Origin of the sequence: Vibrio cincinnatiensis DSM 19608, assembly GCF_900167345.1 — a bacterium.
Lineage (GTDB): Bacteria > Pseudomonadota > Gammaproteobacteria > Enterobacterales > Vibrionaceae > Vibrio > Vibrio cincinnatiensis.
Map to the genome: position 1 here is coordinate 17,402 of NZ_FUXB01000001.1, position 18,561 is coordinate 35,962.

Genomic DNA, 18,561 nt, shown 5'->3' on the forward strand with positions numbered 1-18,561 from the left:
ATTGTTAACGTGGAATTGTTCGATGATGCAAGTGTTTGACTGGCCTATCACGGTTTATTATGAAGATACGGATGCAGGTGGTGTGGTTTACCATGCTAACTATCTTAAATTCTTTGAGCGTGCTAGAACCGAAATGCTTCGAGCACTTGGTATTTCACAACGTATTTTACTGGAACAAAAGCTTGGCTTCGTGGTCCGACATGCGGACATCGATTTTTTTCACGCTGCTCGTTTAGATGATCAACTTAAGGTGAGAAGCTGTATTGCTGAGTTAAAGAAAGCCTCTCTGACTTTCTGTCAAGAGCTGGTCAATCCTGAAGGGCAACTATTGTGTAAAGCATTAGTTAAGGTAGCATGTATTGATAATCAAAAGATGAGACCGCAAGCCATGCCTCAATCAATTATTTTGGAGTTAACGAAGAGTGACCGCTGATATTTCTATGTTCGATCTGTTTTTGCAGGCCAGTCTATTAGTTAAGTTAGTCATGCTTATTTTACTCGGTATGTCTATCGCGTCATGGGCGATGATCATCAAACGCAGTAAAGTGCTCTCTCTTGCAGAGAAAAGTGCAGAAAAATTTGAAGATAAGTTCTGGTCGGGGAATGACTTGTCTGTTTTATATCAAGAGGTTAAGAAACGAAAGGAGACGCTAGAGGGAACCGAAGAAATCTTCTATGCCGGTTTTACGGAATTTGCTCGTTTGCACAAACTGCATGCCTCTTCTCCCGATTATGTTATGGAAGGAACTGGACGCTCAATGCGAGTGGCGGTTTCTCGAGAAGTTGATGAATTAGAAACCCATCTGCCTTTTCTAGCGACCGTGGGGTCAATCAGCCCTTACATCGGTTTATTTGGTACAGTATGGGGCATTATGCATGCTTTCATTGCGCTCGGTGAAGTGAAGCAAGCCACATTAGCAATGGTTGCTCCTGGTATTGCAGAGGCGTTGGTCGCAACGGCTATGGGATTATTTGCGGCGATTCCTGCGGTGATGGCTTACAACCGATTTAGTAGTAAAGTGAGTAAGTTGGAGCATAACTACGCCACTTTCTCTGAAGAGTTTCATAGTATCTTGCATCGCCAAGCTATGGCGGGTAAGGAATAACAGATGGCAGGTTATCAACCGAAAAAACGGAAGATGACGGCGGAGATTAACGTTGTTCCTTATATTGACGTTATGTTGGTTTTGTTGATTATCTTTATGGTGACCTCTCCTTTTATTACCCAAGGGGTTGAAGTCGATCTGCCTAAAACCTCAACGGCAAAATCGACCGCTGATCTGGCAAAAGAAACTGATTCTAGCTTTATCATTGTTGAAATCGATAAAACTGGAGTTTTAGGTTTAAGCGTCAACGATGAAGAAATTCAACGTGGGTTGTCTTTGCAGGATGTTATCGTGCGTGTTAAAGCCGAGTTGTCACTGAAACCCGATTCACCCGTTGCGGTTGGGGGGGATGCGGCAACACCTTATGCGGATATAGTGCTAGTGTTGGATGAATTAAGTCGGGCTGGCATAGCAAAAGTGGGCTTACTCACCGATATCAAAGAATAGGCTTATAAGCGTTGATGAAAGCGAAAAAATCGAACAAAGCGTTAGATAAAAAACCGCTGATTATTTCAGTGGTGTTGCATGCGGCTTTGCTGATTATACTCGTATCGGGGGCGGATTTTTCTTTTTCACCACCGCCACCTAAAGCGGGTGGGGCAATCATGCAAGCGGTAGTCATTGACCCAAATCTAATCAAGCAGCAAGCCCAGCAAATTCGAAGCCAGCGTGAGGCTGCTGAAAAGAAAGAACAAGAACGGTTAGATAAATTACGGCGTGAGAGTGAACAACTTGAACGGAATCGTAAAGAAGCTGAAGAGCGAGTTCGTCAACTGAAAGAGCAACAAGCAAGAGAAGCCAAGGTGGCTCGTGAAGCAGAAAAAGCTCGTCAGCAGAAAGAACAAGAACAGAAAGCAGCGGCGGAGAAAGCTCGTCAAGAACAAGCGCGTGCTGCGAAAGCTGAAGCTGAGCGAAAAGCTCAAGAACAAGCGGCGAAGAAAGCAGAGGCAGAACGTATTGCAAGAGAGGCTGCCGCAGCAAAAGCAGAACAAGAACGCTTAGCGAAAGAGAAGGCCGCTCAAGAAGCGAAGGAGAGAGCACAGCGTGAACGAGAAGCTGCCGAACAAGCAGAAAAAGAACGTGTCGCCAAAGAAAAAGCAGCGAAAGCGGCAGCAGAGAAAGCTCGTCAAGAGCAGCAGCGACTAGAACGATTAGAGCGTGAGCGTAGAGAACAAGAAGCAGCCCTGAACAGTATTTTTTCTGGGCTTGAAAGTGAAGCTCAAAATATTTCAGCCGCTCGATCTCAGTATATAGCGACGGAAGCTGAGCGTTGGGGGGCGATTTATACTCAACTTATTCAGCAAAACCTATTATTAGAAGACAGCTTTCGAGGTAAACAGTGTCGGGTTAATCTTCGTCTAATCCCCACTGGTGCAGATGCTATTGTTGGTGATTTACGCATTTTAGATGGTGATACTCGACTTTGTGCGGCGGTGAAGCGTGCCGTTGCGCAGGTAGGTAATTTTCCATTGCCTAAAGAGTCTGATCTGATAGCCAAGATAAAGAATATTAACTTAACCGTTGTTCCAGATTAAAAGGAAAAACTCGTGTTAAAGCGATTACTATTAGGATGCCTGTTGATCATAACCAACGGCATATCATTGGCCCATGGGGCACTTGAACTGATTATCACGGACGGTATTAATTCAGCTCGTCCAATTGCCATCGTGCCTTTCAAATGGGAGGGGGCGAAAGCACTTCCTCAAGATATTTCTGCTGTGATTGCCTCGGATCTGCAGCGTAGTGGAAAATTCAGCCCTATAGCGACAAATCAAATGCCACAAACGCCTTACCATGAAGCGGATGTTAAATTTGAGGCGTGGAATCGAATGGGCGTAGATGCCTTATTAACGGGCTCCATTACCCAGAATGCTCAAGGGCAGTACGTGATTAATTATCAACTGGTAGATGTCGTTCGAGGCCAGTTGACTCAAGGTCAAAGCCGTGCGTTAAGTGCTGATGGTGAGTTGGTCTTATCGAAAGATCATGTCTTATTTAATAAAGTGGCAACGGTGCCAGCTAATCGCATGCGGGAATATGCGCACCGTATAGCGGATTTAGTCTATGAGGAATTAACCGGAGAAAGAGGGGCATTTCTTACTCGTATCGCTTATGTCGTTGTCAACGATAAAGATAGTTACCCTTATCAATTAAGAGTGGCGGACTATGATGGTTATAATGAGCGCCTTGTTTTACGTTCAAAACAGCCATTGATGTCCCCGGCTTGGTCACCCGATGGACGCCAACTGGCCTATGTGAGTTTTCAAAATGGGCAAGCCGAAATTTTCTTAATGAATATTTATACTGGTGAGCGAGAAAAAGTAACCTCTTTTCCTCGTCATAATGGTGCCCCTCGTTTTTCTCCTGATGGAAAAAAATTGGCTTTAGTCTTATCAAAAACAGGCAGTTTGCATGTCTACACGATGGATCTTTCGACGCGTAAACTGACTCAAATTACGCAAGGTCGCTCGAACAACACGGAACCTTTTTGGAGTCCAGATGGAAAATCATTAATATTTACGTCTGATAGGGGTGGTAACCCACAGATTTATCAAGTAAATTTAAGCGATAATGCAACAAAACGTTTAACATGGCAGGGAAGTCAGAATCTTGGTGGACAAATCACGCCTGATGGCCGATTCCTTATCATGGTAAATCGAAATAATTCGGGTTTTAATCTGGCAAAGCAAGATTTGGAAACCGGAGCGGTACAAATTTTAACAAAAACATTGTTAGATGAGTCTCCAAGTATTGCCCCGAATGGTGGTATAGTTATTTATAGTTCAATGTATAATCAGGCTAATGTCTTGTCTATGGTCTCTATAGATGGGCGATTTAAAGCAAGGTTACCAGCAACGAATGGGCGCGTTAGGGCTCCTGCATGGTCTCCGTTTTTATAGCAAACTCACAATTTAGCAACTAACTATTTCATAGTAAGGAAAATTAAGATGCAACTTAACAAGGTTCTTAAAGGGCTACTTATTGCGCTACCTGTTCTTGCAGTGACAGCATGTAGTTCAAGTGATGAGGCAGCAAGTGCTTCTTCTACACAAACTAACCAATCCACTGGTAGTTCACGCACTCAAGGTGTAGATACAACCGTTGTATCACCAATTGATGAGAATGCACAACTTTCAGAGCAAGAGCTGAAAGAACAAGCTCTGCGCGAAACTCAAACCATTTACTTTGCTTTTGATAATGCCACGATTGCTCGTGACTATGAAGAAATGCTATCTGCTCACGCTGCTTACTTAAGCAAGAACCCAAGTTTAAAAGTGACCGTTGAAGGTCATGCGGATGAGCGTGGTACTCCTGAATACAACATCGCTCTTGGTGAGCGTCGTGCACAGGCGGTAGCAAGATACCTAGAAGCTTTGGGTGTTCAGGCTAATCAAATTGCTATTGTTAGCTACGGTGAAGAAAAACCATTGCTTCTTGGTCAAACTGAAGAAGTTTATGCTAAGAACCGCCGTGCTGTTCTTGTCTACTAATTGGGGTATCCCTCATGTTCAGTAACCTTAAGCGCGTATTTACGCTTACGTTACTGGCAAGTGCAGCGAGCGTATCGTTCGCTGCACCAGCTCCAGTATCTGATCTAGGAAACCGCACTCAACGTATTTCAACGCCCTCTTCTACCTCTGGGGAAACCGACGTTGCACGTTTAGAACGCTTACTTGAAAATCGAAATCGCATGCAATTGCAAATGCAAAAGCAGTTGGATGATATGACGCTCGATCTCAACGAACTACGTGGACAAATAGAAAGAAATAACTATGACATGCAACAAATGTTGCAGCGCCAACGAGAACTGTTTGTTGAATTAGATAATTTACGTCGAGAAGCCAAACGGCCTGCAACCGCAGAAGCGGTCAACAGTGGGAATAACGATGATATTCCTCTGGGAACCTTTAGCCGTGACGCAGATGAACAAGCGGCATACCAAAGCGCCGTTGATCTTATTTTGAAGGAGCGAGATTATGCTGGTGCAATCAACGCTTTTCAACAATTTCAGAAAGACTATCCAGATTCAAGTTTTGCCGCTAATGCTCATTATTGGTTAGGTCAGCTCTACTTTGCTCAGAGAAAAGATCCAGAAGCGGTAAAAAGTTTTGCTGCGGTTATTAGTTACCCAGATTCGAATAAACGTGCAGATGCGCTGGTGAAATTAGGGGATCTTGCTGCGCGAAATAATAACGCGGCTCAATCAAAAAAATATTATCAGCAAGTCATTGATGAATATCCTAATAGTGCCTCGGCAAAAGTGGCTAAAGATAATTTAAAACCGTAAGCGCATAACTATTTTATTATCGAAGGCCACTATTTCTTAGTGGCTTTTTTGTGGCAAGAAAGAGGGGGTTATCTAATCACTTTTGCCTATTTTTGTTGATACAGTGTACAATGCCCCCATTACATAACGTTGCATAGAGCAAGAGCAAGAGCAATGAGCCATATCCTGGATAAAATCGACACGGTATACCCGTTCCCTGCTAAACCCATCCCGTTAAGCGATGAGGAAAAGCAAACCTATGTAGCCAGTATCAAACAACGGTTAAAAGAGAAAGATGCGGTACTGATCGCCCATTATTATACGGACCCTGAAATTCAGGCTTTAGCTGAAGAAACGGGTGGATTTGTTGGTGATTCACTTGAAATGGCCAAATTTGGTAATCGCCACCCTGCGCAGACTTTACTGATCGCCGGTGTGCGGTTCATGGGAGAGTCGGCAAAAATTCTCACTCCAGAAAAACGAATTTTAATGCCGACACTCGAAGCGGAATGTTCTTTAGATCTCGGCTGCCCAGCTGAACAGTTTGCCGAATTTTGTGACGCTCATCCTGACCATACTGTTGTGGTTTATGCCAATACTTCGGCAGCTGTCAAAGCGCGTGCAGATTGGGTTGTAACATCCAGCATTGCACTAGAAATTGTTGAACATCTGGATTCTGAAGATAAAAAAATCATTTGGGGGCCAGATAGACACCTTGGTTCTTACATTGCTAAAAAAACAGGAGCAGAAATGCTTCTGTGGCAAGGGGAGTGTGTGGTTCACGATGAATTCTCCGCTGATGCTTTGCGTAAGATGAAAGCGTTGTACCCAGATGCCGCAATATTAGTTCATCCAGAATCTCCCGCGAGTGTGGTTGAACTGGCTGATGCGGTAGGATCGACTAGCCAGCTCATTAAAGCAGCGAAAGTATTACCACAACAGCAGATGATTGTTGCGACAGATAAAGGCATTTTCTTTAAGATGCAGCAAATGGTACCAGAGAAAGAGCTCATTGAAGCGCCAACCGCTGGAGCCGGGGCAACTTGCCGCAGCTGTGCTCATTGTCCATGGATGGCAATGAATGGTTTGAAAGCAATAGAAGGTGCATTGCGTGATGGTGGACAAGAGCATGAAATTTTTGTTGATGAAGCTATCCGAGTTAAATCACTCATTCCGCTTAATCGAATGTTAGCCTTTGCTGATCAGATCCATAAAGAAATAAAGGGCAACACCTGATATTTTATTTGTCTGTGTCGTCCTAAAATACGTTGATAGTCATATTAAAAAGCCCGCTTCAAAGAGTGGGCTTTTATATCGCTAGGGCTATTTAACCGTATGTGGCTAATGTCAGCTTATTGTGCTTCAGCAAGCTGCATCCCTCGTTTGGCTAGTCCACACAGCATTACAGGAATGGCATTATAGATTTCTTCAAACTGATCTAAATCATCAACTCCCTGCTGACTTAACGTAGCAAGTGACGTTTCAGGATCGTAAAGCATGCTTAATGATAAGAGGACACCCCCTAGTAGGGCATTATCTTGACTGTCTTCAGGCATTAATACTTCCCAGTCATCACGAGTAAGCTGCCAACCTTGCAATAGCCCTTCACAAAAATCTCGCGTTGCTTGGTTAACAAGATCGGCCTCATCAAGTTCACACCCTTCAGGCCAAGCCCAAGCACCATCAATCAGAGCTGGTCGGTACACATTCCATAAATGGATAATCTGCTCTAAGTAGCTTTCTAGCAGCTCACCATCTTGAAAAGGAGCAACATCATCGCCACCCCACAGAAAAGGCAACCACTCTTCCGGAGGAAGGAGGTTGGGCGCTAAAGCCATTGCCGTGACAAAACCACGAGTTTTAGCTTCATTAAGTAATTTATCTTCGAATTCAGGTAACGTCAGAATGTCGTGTAAGGTCAAAATGGAATTCCATATATAACAAAAAATCTATGCCTATATTAACCTTAAACAGGCTGAAAATGCGAGTGTACTGGTATTGCAGACTTTGCTCTTATTAAGCCAAGCCTTCATTTCTCGGTTGTTGGAAGCGCTGAACATAAAATTTATCCATGACTACTCTGTTCGAATAGATATTTATCGCATTGATTTTAGGCAAATTAATCAATAAATGAGCAGATGGAGAGAGAGTTAAGCTTTTTTCCTTATTTATGCTTGACCATTCATTCGATAATCATTAAATTAGCGCCTCGTTAGTTAAAGCTAACGCATCGGTGAGTTGTCCGAGTGGCTGAAGGAGCACGCCTGGAAAGTGTGTATACGGCAACGTATCGAGAGTTCGAATCTCTCACTCACCGCCACATTCATGTTAAAAGACGTCTTAGGGCGTCTTTTTTCTTATCTAAATATTATCAAAGTCAATGAGTTACGGTTTCGTGGCGTTCCATAAAGTGTCGTAAAAGCGCTTGTCTAGAGTAATATCTAAAGTAATACCTAGATTTTTCGAAAATTGACCTTTGTTCAGGTATTACTTGAGGGATCAAAACTGTATTCACTTGTTTATTACAGGTAATGCCCCTTGCTGATGCACTACAAGAAGCTAAAGTGAATCTTAGTAATGTGGCGGAAAATATTGCGCGTCTTTGGCAAGTTTCTCACTCCTGATACGGAATCTAAATTTTTCGATTTTTCTAGGCTTGGTACGACAACGTCACTGATATAGACAAAAGGCTTTATCTGTCTATATCAATATCGACGATGCGCAACAAACTCAAAGCTGTATTGATGGAGTCTAAAATAGTTAATAGTAAATTCAAACGGTCGACCATCAACTAATTCACCCACCGATTCGACGCGAAGGATAGGGGCTCCCACCTCGCTATTAAGTAAAGAAGCTAGCTTTTCGGTCATTGTATCCGGCCAAATGACTTGTCGGCTTAAGGCTATCGTCAGTCCTTTTTGATTCTCAATATAATCGTATTTTGAGGTTTGCATCACTTCTAAACTTAAGTCGGTAAACATTTCGACCGGTAAATAAGTGCACTCTAAAATTTCCGGTTCTTTATCGATCAAACGCAAGCGTTGTACGGCATAGATAAGTTGCCCTTCTTCTAGTTGTAATTTTTGGGCAATTGAAGCATTGCAGGGCTGAATTTCAAATGTGATCACTTGCGAAGACGGTTCTCTGCCTTGTGCTGACACTTCTTCAATAAATCCGCTTAACTCAAAGGCATTATGTTGAGTTTTTGGTGCTTTGACGTAAGTACCACTCCCTCTGACACGAACAAGTAAATCTTGTTCAACCAAGATCTCCATGGCTTTACGAATCGTCACGCGGCTCACCGAAAATGTATTTTGTAGTATTGCTTCTGTGGGGAGCAGTGTTCCCGGTTTGTATTCACCACTTTTGATACCTGCGATCAATTGATCGGCAATCTGTAAATATCTTGGTTTGTCCACGCAAGTCCTCCTTCCATTAATGCTAGCTATGATAGCAAAACTGTGATCGTTAATACATTTAAAATACATTTTCGATAGGCTAGTGTTGTGCAGATCAAAAAACGACCTCATATGTATTACTAATGTATTATTTGTTTGGTACTTTAATAATACAAAATGGCTGGTTACAGAATGAGGATGACAGCATGAAAAAACAAAAACTCACCATTGTTGGAGCGGGTAGTACCTATACATTAGGCATGATCAATAGCTTGATTGCAGAGAAAGAGAATTTTCCACTCAGTAAAATTACTTTCTATGATATTGATGAACAGCGCCAGGCTTCGAATGCTTTAGCGACCGAAATTGTTCTGCGTGAAGCCTATCCAGAAGTTGAAGAATTTATCTATACCACGGACAAAGCAGAAGCGTTTAGCGATAGTGATTTCTTTTTTATTCAGATCCGTACCGGCGGTCTAGCGATGCGGGAGCGTGATGAGCAAATTCCGCTTTCATTCGGTTGTGTCGGTCAAGAAACCTGTGGGGCAGGTGGCATGGCTTATGGACTGCGTTCTATTGGTGACATGATCACCTTAGTTAATGAGATCCGCCATTATGCTCCGGATGCATGGATTTTAAATTATACCAATCCGGCAGCCATTGTTGCAGAAGCCTTAAATCGAGAGTTTCCTGACGACAAACGAATTCTTAATATCTGTGATATGCCAGCGGCGATCATGGTCAGCTATGCTCAGCTACTTAACTGTGAAATTTGGGATTTGGTTCCAGAGTATTTTGGCCTCAACCATTATGGATGGTTTACTAAAATTCGTAATCGCCAAGGGGAAGATCTGACCGATAAGATTAAACACATTATCCTTGAGCAAGGGATCAGTGCCGTGGATGCCGAAATTGCCGATGATCCTTCATGGCAAGCAACATTTAAAAATATGCAGATCATGTTACGTGATAATCCGCAATTTTTGCCTAATACCTACCTGCAGTATTATCTCTATCCGGAAAAAATGGTTGCCAAAGAAGACATTAATAACACTCGTGCCCGTCAAGTGATTAATGGTCGAGAAAAGCGAGTGTTTGAACTTAACCGACGCATTATTGAAGCGGGCACAGCACAGCATGAGCAGTTACATGCCGATATTCACGGCCGCTATATGGTCAGAGTTGCTGCTTCACTAGCCTATAATCTTGGAGAAACCTATCTTGTGATAGTGCCGAACCAAGGTGCAATTGCAAACATTCAATCCGATGCCATGGTTGAAGTACCAGCAGCATTGACCAATGATGGCCCGAAACCTTTTGCGGTTGGCCATATTCCAACCTTCCAAAAAGCCATGATCGAAACTCAATTGGGTTATGAAAAATTAGTGGTTGATGCTTGGTTTAGTGGTTGTCGTCAAACCTTAGTTAACGCTTTAACGCTAAATCGCACCGTGGTAAATGTACCGACGGCACAGGCCATCGTGGATAAATTATTAGTAGAAAATGCCTCCTACTTACCTCAATTTCAATAAATTATCAGGCCCAGTTATACGGGCCTATTTTATAAGATAAACCAAAGGATGAGGTCATTATGAAAGATATGATCCAACGTTTTGGCGCTGCGATGTTTGTTCCAGTGCTATTGTTTCCGGCAGCTGGGATGCTGCTTGGATTATCAGTTATGTTACTCAATCAAGATTTGTTTCCTTGGGCTGTTGAAGGGAGTACTTGGGTAAAAGTATCCACTATCTTACTGCAGGCATCATTGGCGGTATTTAAGAATATGTCTTTGGTGTTTGCGGTGGGATTACCGATCGCCTTAGCAAAATCAGCCTCTGGCCGTGCGGTACTGGCTACTTTAGTTTCTTACATTACCTTTAATTATGTAGTGGGTGGGATACTACAATTTTGGGGGCCAGAATTAGGGGTCAATTATGTCGCGGGTGAGCGTGGTTTAACGGATATTGGCGGAATTTTAACCCTGGATACTAACTTGATTGGTGCAATTGTGATTGCAGGGATCTCGGTATGGGTTCACAACCGCTACTTTGACAAAAAATTACCAAACTGGGCGGCGGTGTTTGGCGGCACCCCATTAGTCGTGATCATTAGCTTTCCCATTATGGTGTTGCTGGCGATCGTCACCTGTTTAGTGTGGCCAAGCATTCAACATGGCATCAATAACTTACAAACCTTTTTAGTCTCTGCTGGTTCATTTGGGGTGTGGGTATTCACCTTCCTTGAGCGAATTATGATCCCAACAGGATTACATCATTTTGTTTATGGTCCGGTGTTTTATGGCCCTGTGGCTGTGGATGGTGGGACGGTGGCCTATTGGATTCAACATATTCCAGAGTTTGCGGCTAACCCAGCGCCACTGACCGAGCAGTTTCCTCAAGGTGGTTTGATGTTAACCGGGATGGGTAAAGTCTTTGGTTGTACGGGTATTGCACTCGCTTTATATTCTACAGCGAAGCCAAACAACAAAAAAATGGTCTTGGGTTTAGTTTTGGGCGCGTCTTTGACGGCCATACTCACCGGGATCACTGAGCCGATTGAGTTTACTTTCTTATTTATTGCTCCGCTATTGTTTGCTTTACACGCTGCGTTATCGGCGACCATGGCAACGGTTGCTTATTGGTTTGGTGTGTCAGGTAACTTCCAGACAGGTTTGATTGATTTTGTGTTCCAAAACTGGCTACCTTTGGGCAGCAATCATGCTGGAACTTATGTCATTCAAGTTTTCATTGGCTTAAGTTTTACCGCTATCTATTTTGTTGTTTTTCGTACCTTAATTTTAAAATACGATATTCCTACTCCTGGGCGTGGTGATGCGCAAGCTAAGCTATACACTAAATCTGACTTTAAAAAAGGTGCGGCGGTTGGTGAGGAAGCGAACACTAGCGAAGACAGCCAAGCGCTGGCCTTTATTGAGGGGTTAGGAGGTAAAGAAAATATTGCGTTACTGACTAACTGTGCCACTCGCTTAAGAGTAAAAGTACATTATCCAGAAAACGTTGCTGAAACAGAATTCTTTCAACACCATGGAGCAGTAAATGTGGTGAGAAATGGCGACAGTTTTCAAATTATTGTAGGTTTAACTGTTCCTCAAGTTAGAGAAGAAATGAGCCAACATATACGATTACCTACCTAATCGCCGGTTTGCTCCTGAGCTTATCGTTAATAGGCAACCCCCAGCCCCTGCCATTTGTAAGGTAGGGGCTTTTTGTATAGAGCCCCCAGCTAGACTGTGCAATGCAGCTTCGCTTAAGGGAACAGCATTGCGACTATGTTGGAGGACGTTTTTATATGAAATTAGTATAAATTAATGAATTACTATTTTATCACGTCTTATAAAGTATCTTGAAAGCGTGAGATGTGGAAAAGAAGAGCAACAAAGTTAAATTATTATCGAACAAAATGCGACACTATACGGTGTAGACCTCGACGTTTTGATTTTTTAGATATTCAATATCACTAGCCGGTGCTTTACCATCGGTCAATAAAATGGAGATGCTGGTTGTTGCACCGATGGTTGATGGGAAGATTTTTCCGAATTTACTGGAATCCGTTAAAATAATATTTCGTCTTTTTTTCGCTAAAATGGCTGAAGCGATATCAGCTCGCATCATATCACAACTAGTAAAACCGGTATCTTGATGGAACCCATCAATACCTAAAAAAGCCGTACTGAAATGAATATGTTCGATACATATTTTGGTGAGTGGGCCGACGAGACTTTCTGCTTGATGCTGATAAACCCCCCCTAATAAAATGATATTGGCGGAGGTATTGCGCAAAAGGTGTGCAATATAGGCAGAGGGGGTAATAATGGTTACATCGCCTCTGTCCGCAAGAACACGCGCAAGTAAAGCATTGGCACTACCGCCTTCAATTAATACGGTCTCATGCGGGGATACAAGTTCAGAGGCTTTTTCGGCTAACGTCTGTTTGATGTCAAAGGAAACTTCTAAACGGGAATCAATATTATCGTTTTGCAGTGATATTGCCGCGCCATGAACACGCTTCAAGTACCCACTTTGTTCTAAGAAATTAAGATCTTGGCGAATGGTTACGCCAGACACTCCGATAATTTCAATCAGCTCTGATACTTGAATGCGATTCGCTTTATTGACTAAATGTAAAATTTCACTCTGTCTAGAATTCATGACGTTTGCTCGAATAGAGAAGAGGCACCATTATAGTGCCTCTTTGTTTCATTTGAAACACAAGTGAAGTTTCAATTATAACTCATGCTCTGTACGGGCGATGATGTCGTCTTGCGCATCTGGCGAGAGCGCGGTGAAGAAGGCCGAGTAGCCTGCGACGCGTACGACTAAGTCACGATATTGTTCTGGATTCTTCTTGGCAGCCAACAAGGTATCGCGTGAGACGATATTGTACTGTACATGCCATCCTTTGTGATGGTTGAAGAAGGTACGGATCAACATTGAAAGCTTGTGTTTATCCCCTTCAGACGCGACCGCTGATGGGCTTAACTTCTGGTTAAGCAGTACACCACCAAGAATCTTGTTTGCTGGGATCTTACCCACCGAGTTGTAGACAGCCGTTGGCCCTAAGCGATCTGAGCCAGATGCTGGGCTTGCCCCCTCTGCCAGTGGCGTTTTCGCTTTACGACCATCTGGCGTTGCCATGGTTGATGCACCAAATGGCACGTTCGCGGAAATACTTGATGTACCGGCGTAGTAGCCGCCACCAATTGGGCCGCGACCATGACGTGTGTTGACGAACTGTTCTAGCTCATCAATGTAAACTTGGTAGGCATTGGCGAGTAGTTGGTCTACCGTGTCATCATCGTTACCGTATTTGGGCGCGAAATTGATTAAACGTTGACGAAGCTGTTCGTTCTCAAGACCTTCGAAATTTTCTTCTAAGGCTTTTGCCAGCTCTGGCTGGGTGATTTGCGCATCATCGAAAACAAGGTGTTTGATTGCCGCTAGGCTGTTTCCCAAGTTTGCGATTCCCACTTGTAAGCCAGATACCCAATCGTATTTTGCGCCGCCTTCTTTCACGGTTTTACCGCGAGCTAAACAATCGTTTACCAGCGTTGAACAGAAGATGTCTTGCGCTTGTTGTTCAAGCACACTATCGACCACGGTATCGATCTCAATCGATTTACGCGTGTAGTAACGGATTTGTTCGGCCCAAGAGGCGATCACTTGCTCAAAGTTCTCGAAGTTGCCTTTTGCCAAAGACTTATCGTGTGGTAAGAAAGCGTTACCTGTTGTCGCATCTATACCTTCGTTCAGCGCGGCCAACAGGATCCGAGCAAAGTTAATAAAACTCATACCGGTACAACGGTAACCCCATTTGCCCGGAACCGCCGTTTCGATACAGCCGATAGATGCGTAGTTATAAGCGTCTTGTTTCTCTACGCCCAGCTTGATGAATTCAGGAATCACAATTTCATCGTTGTTAAAGGCAGGCATACCAAAGCCACATTTAATCACGTCAATGCAGCCCATCAAGAACGCTTGGTTCAAACCTTCATGGTAACGCACACTCAAGTTAGGTTGCGTCGAACGAAGCTGACCACAAGATTCCAAAATCGCCCAAGACAGAGGATTGACGGCATCTTCTGGCTCACCGTTTTCATTTAACTTCTGACCGCCGATACAGACGTTTTGATAAAGCGGCGATCCTGCTGAGGCTTTGGAGTGCGCGCCGGAGCGAATTTTGTTCACTTCAAGCAGCTTTAACCAGCAGCTTTGCAATAGTTCAAGGGCGAAAGCTTTGCTCATTACGCCATGTTCAAGATCACGTACGTAGTAGTCGTTGAGGTATTGATCCATCCGACCAAATGATACCGAGTGGCCGTTCGACTCAATTTGCAACATCAACTGCACAAAATAGCTCAGTTGCAGTGCTTGCCAGAAGTTGGTTGGGGCATAGTAGGCAACATGACGACAGATGTGTGCGATTGTCTCTAGTTCCTTTGCTCTCTCTGGTCGTGTTTCGCTTGTTGCCATTTTTTGCGCAAGATCAGCGTAACTTACCATGTGCTCTTGAATCGCCAGCAACACGATTTCGACAGATTTATAGAACTGCTCTTTCTTTAGCCCTTCAAATGTCGAGACATCATTGTTGGCGCGATGCTGACGAACCTCATCTAATAGCCCATTCATACCTAGCTTAAGGATTTTCTCGTTATCAACGGCTAGGTGAGCGTCACCAGACGTCATATTCCCTTCGGCTTTGATGATGCTGCTGGCTAAGATCTCTTGCTGCTCATCGGTAAATAACCCATAGCAACGGTCTTGGACAGTTTTACCGCGCCAGTATGGTGTCATCGTGTGGATGCGTTGTTTGTCTTGTTCGGTGACAGTAAAACCTGCTCCTGGGCGATCGGCCAGTTCATCGATTTCTGCTTCAATCCAACGTACGGTGTATTCAGGGAAGATAGGTGCTGCACGTACTTTGCTTGCTTGGTTACCGACAATCAGTTCATCATGTTTAATCCAAATGGTACGAGTCCGTAAGTGCTCTTGGAGTGCTAAAGCACGCTGGACTATCACAGGTTTGTCCTCGTTGGCCTGATAAGCACGAGTGTAGGCCTCAGCACGCTCGGTACAGATAGGTGGTGTGACGATATTGATCAGGGCCGATTTGTGCGCTTTGATACGCTCAGGAAGGGTGTTCAGATTCATGGTTAACCTCTTACAATCACGTTGAGTTGAGTATGATCGCTTGCGTATTGCATGGCGCTTTCTAGGAGTTCTGGCTTGTTTAATGGTTTGTCAGAACACAGGTACGGCATATCGAGCAAACGGTATTTATTGATGCCGAGTGTGTGGTACGGCAGCAAATGAAGTTCTTGGCAGCTTGTTAGTGAAGCGGCAAAATCGATGATGTTGTGTAACTCTTCGAGGGTGTCGTTAAAACCCGGTACAACGGGCACGCGAATCACAATCCGCTTGGCGATGGGAGCCAGTTTTCGGAAATTGTCTTTGATGCGTTTTAGTGAACCTTTGGCCCAGCTAAGAAATTTTTCTTCATCGGTGTGTTTTAGATCTGCGAGCCAGCAATCGATGTGTGGGGCCACTTTTGCCACATTCTTCCATGGCACATGCATGCACGATTCAATCGCGGTAGAGACTTGATTGCTCTGTAAACGTTGTGCGAGTTCGGCGACTAAATCGGCTTGCATTAATGGCTCACCTCCCGAGAATGTCACACCGCCTTGGCTTTGGTCATAGAAAGGCTTGTCTTTCATTAATAGCTTAAACAGCTCGTCTGATTGTGTTTCTTCTCCACATACACTGAGTGCTTGAGTCGGACAAACATTTTGCAGCGCAATCAGTTGATCGTCTGTGATTGCTTGACGATTGATGGTGATCTGGTTATTAAGACGTCGAATGCCATCATTAAGCTCGTCATCGTTTACTGTCGCTTGATAAGCGGAGACACACAGTTGGCAATCTGCCATACAGCTTCGTGGATCAAAAAGTAACGAGCGTTTTTCGCTGCGGCTTTCTGGGTTTTGGCACCAAGGGCAAGACAAACTGCACCCTTTAAGAAAAAGAATGGAACGAATGCCGTCACCATCATGGGTAGAGAATCTCTGAATATTAAAATACATTTCTGCTTACCTCTTGGATTACGCTTCGCGGTTGACACTTATGGGTCACTTTTCTTTGGTTGATCGCTTCATTTGCGTGTGTATCAACTGCACCAATCTTTCATATTGTGAAATTAGATTGTTTCAAATGAAATTTCAATTGATCAAAATCAAGATCGGGTACGATTGTCAGATCTATAGTGATCCCATCATCAAAACGAAGAGATTGTTTAAGGTGGGAACCATGATTGAACTTTATTTAGATACGGCTGATGTGGCAGAAGTGAAACGTTTTAACCAATGCTTACCGCTAAAAGGTGTGACAACTAACCCAAGCATTTTGGCAAAGTCAAAACAGGGGCTCAATGACACCCTCGCAGGCATGCAAGAAGCCCTTGGCAGTCACGCTCGCTTTCATGCTCAGGTGGTGAGTTCTACGGTCGAAGGCATGGTTGCAGAAGCGTGCCAACTCCATGAATTACCTTATGATATGGTGGTAAAAGTGCCTGCAACAGAAACGGGCTTGGCTGCAATTAAGTTGATGAAAAAAGAAGGAATTCAGGTTCTTGCGACGGCGATTTACTCGGCTCAACAAGGTTTCCTTGCGGCACTGTGTGGTGCTGACTACTTAGCCCCTTATGTCAACCGTATTGATGCGATGAACGGTAATGGTGTTGAAGTGGTTGCAGACCTTCAATTGCTGTTGGATCAAAACCAATTACCGGCGAAGATTTTGGCTGCTAGCTTCAAGAATACTCAGCAAGCGATGGCAGTCATGAAACTGGGCATTGAAGCGATTACGCTACCGACCGATGTGGCAGCGCAAATGTTCGCTCACCCAGCAGTAAAACCAGCGGTGGAGCAGTTCGAGAAAGACTGGAAAGAGGTGTTCGGCGAGAAACTTTCATTTGAAAGTTAGAATGTTTTAATTAATGGGTGAGCTTTATCTGTCTTGGTGGGCACTCGACTATTTTGAGTGCCCTTTATGTGCTCATCACCTGACGCAATTACCCACTGTGAAATTTATCTGATATTTTAGAATAAAATACACTGAAAAGGCGGCTTATCTGAGATTAGAACGTGGTTTTGAGAGCCGCTTTGACAGCCTTATTTAACTTATTTAACACCAATTCGAATACCCAACGAATAAAGGAGTAGGTGAATTTAATCGAGATGTGAGCCCCTTTGCCAGCAAATACCAACATATGTCCCAGCAAGCCTTTGACTCGTTCGGCAAATTCACCAGAGAGTTCTGATATTTTAACAATTGAACGCGCAAGAGCATCATAGATTGTCGCAATACCAGCGCCTACACTTTGCAGAGCAAAGACTGACGCCGCGGAACCACCATCGACTAACAGAGTCAGGATCGCGGCCGAAATCTTATCTGCCCAATCAGCTGAAGGTTTCGCTTGCAGTCGATTTTCGTAATTCAAAACAACTCGTTTAAAAGCCGAGTTTGCCTTTTGAAAACCAAGGTTATCCCACGTTGATGTCTTTGCATGAGAACTGTACTCCGACATAAAATGTGTACTAGGAAGAAGGCCTTGAGCACGATTCAATATATACTCTGAACCATCATAAGGCACATGATAAAAAGGCCATACTGGTACTTTGGTCACAGGATCGGCACCATTTACACAGCGAAAATGCATCGATATACGAGACGATGAGTTCAACGAAAAAGATTTTAATCCGACTCTTGGTGAACCAAAAGTATACAAATTAACTTTTCCTTTAAACTCTGGAGAAGCAGCAATCCAATTCGCAACCAGCGTCGCTAAAGCGCCACCTAAACTATGCCCAACACAGTGAATGGTACCATTACTTGTTATCGGATTATCACGAAGAAAACGAGTTAGACCTTTTCTCATAGAATAGAACGTAGACTGAAAACCCGAATGTACTATCTCTCCAGTGTCTGTTCCTTTTCCACTACACGTTAGATTCGTGATCCCGTCAGCTAATGCTGCGGTGCCCCTGAAAGCTAAAACAAGATCATGCTTATAACGCTGACTTTTTCCCTTACCTAGCAGAGCAAAACCAGTTTCAGGACGAAAGAAAAAACCACCACTAGTGCCTGTGATCATGTCCTTGAAAGAGAAGTCATTGCGAAGAGCAAGTGGTACTTCTAAATCCTTTAAATTCTGCTTTATAGAGTAGGCAGTCACCGCCAAGTAACTTGCCTGTTTTGGAGAAATTTCATTCATA

At 43.7% G+C, this 18,561-nt stretch carries 17 protein-coding genes and 1 tRNA gene; 12 read left to right on the forward strand and 6 right to left on the reverse strand.

Features of this window, described 5'->3' with window-relative positions:
- Positions 1-25 precede the first annotated feature (25 nt).
- From ybgC to nadA, 8 genes are all read left to right on the forward strand, one after another.
- Entirely contained in the window at positions 26-433 is a 408-nt protein-coding gene (ybgC, locus tag B5D54_RS00095; RefSeq protein ID WP_078924711.1) for a tol-pal system-associated acyl-CoA thioesterase, read from the forward strand.
- Positions 423-1,106: a protein TolQ gene (tolQ, locus tag B5D54_RS00100; RefSeq protein ID WP_078924438.1), complete on the forward strand. Its 684-nt coding sequence runs from the start codon at positions 423-425 to the stop codon at positions 1,104-1,106. The genes ybgC and tolQ overlap by 11 nt, the downstream gene beginning before the upstream one ends.
- A 3-nt stretch (positions 1,107-1,109) precedes the next feature.
- Complete coding sequence (tolR, locus tag B5D54_RS00105; protein ID WP_078924439.1) at positions 1,110-1,553, forward strand: protein TolR; 444 nt, start codon at positions 1,110-1,112, stop codon at positions 1,551-1,553.
- A 14-nt stretch (positions 1,554-1,567) separates the two neighbouring features.
- Entirely contained in the window at positions 1,568-2,641 is a 1,074-nt protein-coding gene (gene tolA / locus B5D54_RS00110) for a cell envelope integrity protein TolA (RefSeq protein ID WP_078924440.1), read from the forward strand.
- 12 nt (positions 2,642-2,653) lie between these two features.
- A complete protein-coding gene (gene tolB / locus B5D54_RS00115) occupies positions 2,654-4,006 on the forward strand; it encodes a Tol-Pal system beta propeller repeat protein TolB (RefSeq protein ID WP_078924441.1) in 1,353 nt (450 codons plus the stop codon).
- Between the two features lie 48 nt (positions 4,007-4,054).
- Positions 4,055-4,597, forward strand: coding sequence for a peptidoglycan-associated lipoprotein Pal (gene pal, locus B5D54_RS00120; protein WP_078924442.1), 543 nt, complete (start codon positions 4,055-4,057; stop codon positions 4,595-4,597).
- A gap of 14 nt (positions 4,598-4,611) precedes the next feature.
- Complete coding sequence (gene ybgF, locus B5D54_RS00125; protein WP_078924443.1) at positions 4,612-5,394, forward strand: tol-pal system protein YbgF; 783 nt, start codon at positions 4,612-4,614, stop codon at positions 5,392-5,394.
- 153 nt (positions 5,395-5,547) lie between these two features.
- Complete coding sequence (nadA, locus tag B5D54_RS00130; protein ID WP_078924444.1) at positions 5,548-6,609, forward strand: quinolinate synthase NadA; 1,062 nt, start codon at positions 5,548-5,550, stop codon at positions 6,607-6,609.
- A gap of 116 nt (positions 6,610-6,725) precedes the next feature.
- Here the strand turns inward: nadA and B5D54_RS00135 are convergent, their stop codons facing one another.
- Positions 6,726-7,295, reverse strand: a complete 570-nt coding sequence (locus tag B5D54_RS00135) for a UPF0149 family protein (protein WP_078924445.1) — start codon at positions 7,293-7,295, stop codon at positions 6,726-6,728.
- A gap of 310 nt (positions 7,296-7,605) precedes the next feature.
- Here B5D54_RS00135 and B5D54_RS00140 point away from each other — a divergent pair.
- Positions 7,606-7,693: transfer RNA gene (locus B5D54_RS00140), tRNA-Ser, on the forward strand.
- Between the two features lie 385 nt (positions 7,694-8,078).
- Here the strand turns inward: B5D54_RS00140 and B5D54_RS00145 are convergent.
- Positions 8,079-8,792: a GntR family transcriptional regulator gene (locus B5D54_RS00145; RefSeq protein ID WP_229601069.1), complete on the reverse strand. Its 714-nt coding sequence runs from the start codon at positions 8,790-8,792 to the stop codon at positions 8,079-8,081.
- A 185-nt stretch (positions 8,793-8,977) separates the two neighbouring features.
- Between B5D54_RS00145 and B5D54_RS00150 the strand changes: the two genes are divergently transcribed.
- Both B5D54_RS00150 and B5D54_RS00155 read left to right on the forward strand, forming a co-directional pair.
- Entirely contained in the window at positions 8,978-10,303 is a 1,326-nt protein-coding gene (locus tag B5D54_RS00150) for a 6-phospho-alpha-glucosidase (RefSeq protein WP_078924447.1), read from the forward strand.
- A gap of 59 nt (positions 10,304-10,362) precedes the next feature.
- Positions 10,363-11,925 (forward strand): alpha-glucoside-specific PTS transporter subunit IIBC, encoded by a 1,563-nt coding sequence (locus B5D54_RS00155; protein ID WP_078924448.1) that lies wholly within the window; start codon positions 10,363-10,365, stop codon positions 11,923-11,925.
- A gap of 274 nt (positions 11,926-12,199) precedes the next feature.
- Here B5D54_RS00155 and B5D54_RS00160 read toward each other — a convergent pair whose 3' ends face one another.
- From B5D54_RS00160 to B5D54_RS00170, 3 genes are all read right to left on the reverse strand, one after another.
- Positions 12,200-12,940 carry a DeoR/GlpR family DNA-binding transcription regulator gene (locus B5D54_RS00160; RefSeq protein ID WP_078924449.1) on the reverse strand — a complete coding sequence of 247 codons (741 nt, stop codon included), beginning with the start codon at positions 12,938-12,940 and terminating at the stop codon, positions 12,200-12,202.
- 75 nt (positions 12,941-13,015) lie between these two features.
- On the reverse strand, positions 13,016-15,439 hold the full coding sequence (locus B5D54_RS00165) for a formate C-acetyltransferase/glycerol dehydratase family glycyl radical enzyme (RefSeq protein WP_078924450.1): 2,424 nt from the start codon (positions 15,437-15,439) through the stop codon (positions 13,016-13,018).
- 2 nt (positions 15,440-15,441) lie between these two features.
- Positions 15,442-16,371, reverse strand: coding sequence for a glycyl-radical enzyme activating protein (locus B5D54_RS00170; RefSeq protein ID WP_078924451.1), 930 nt, complete (start codon positions 16,369-16,371; stop codon positions 15,442-15,444).
- A 223-nt stretch (positions 16,372-16,594) separates the two neighbouring features.
- Here B5D54_RS00170 and B5D54_RS00175 point away from each other — a divergent pair, with 223 nt between their 5' ends.
- Positions 16,595-17,269, forward strand: a complete 675-nt coding sequence (locus B5D54_RS00175) for a fructose-6-phosphate aldolase (protein WP_078924452.1) — start codon at positions 16,595-16,597, stop codon at positions 17,267-17,269.
- Between the two features lie 154 nt (positions 17,270-17,423).
- Here B5D54_RS00175 and B5D54_RS00180 read toward each other — a convergent pair whose 3' ends face one another.
- Complete coding sequence (locus B5D54_RS00180; RefSeq protein ID WP_078924453.1) at positions 17,424-18,560, reverse strand: lipase family protein; 1,137 nt, start codon at positions 18,558-18,560, stop codon at positions 17,424-17,426.
- Between the last annotated feature and the right edge of the window lies 1 nt (position 18,561).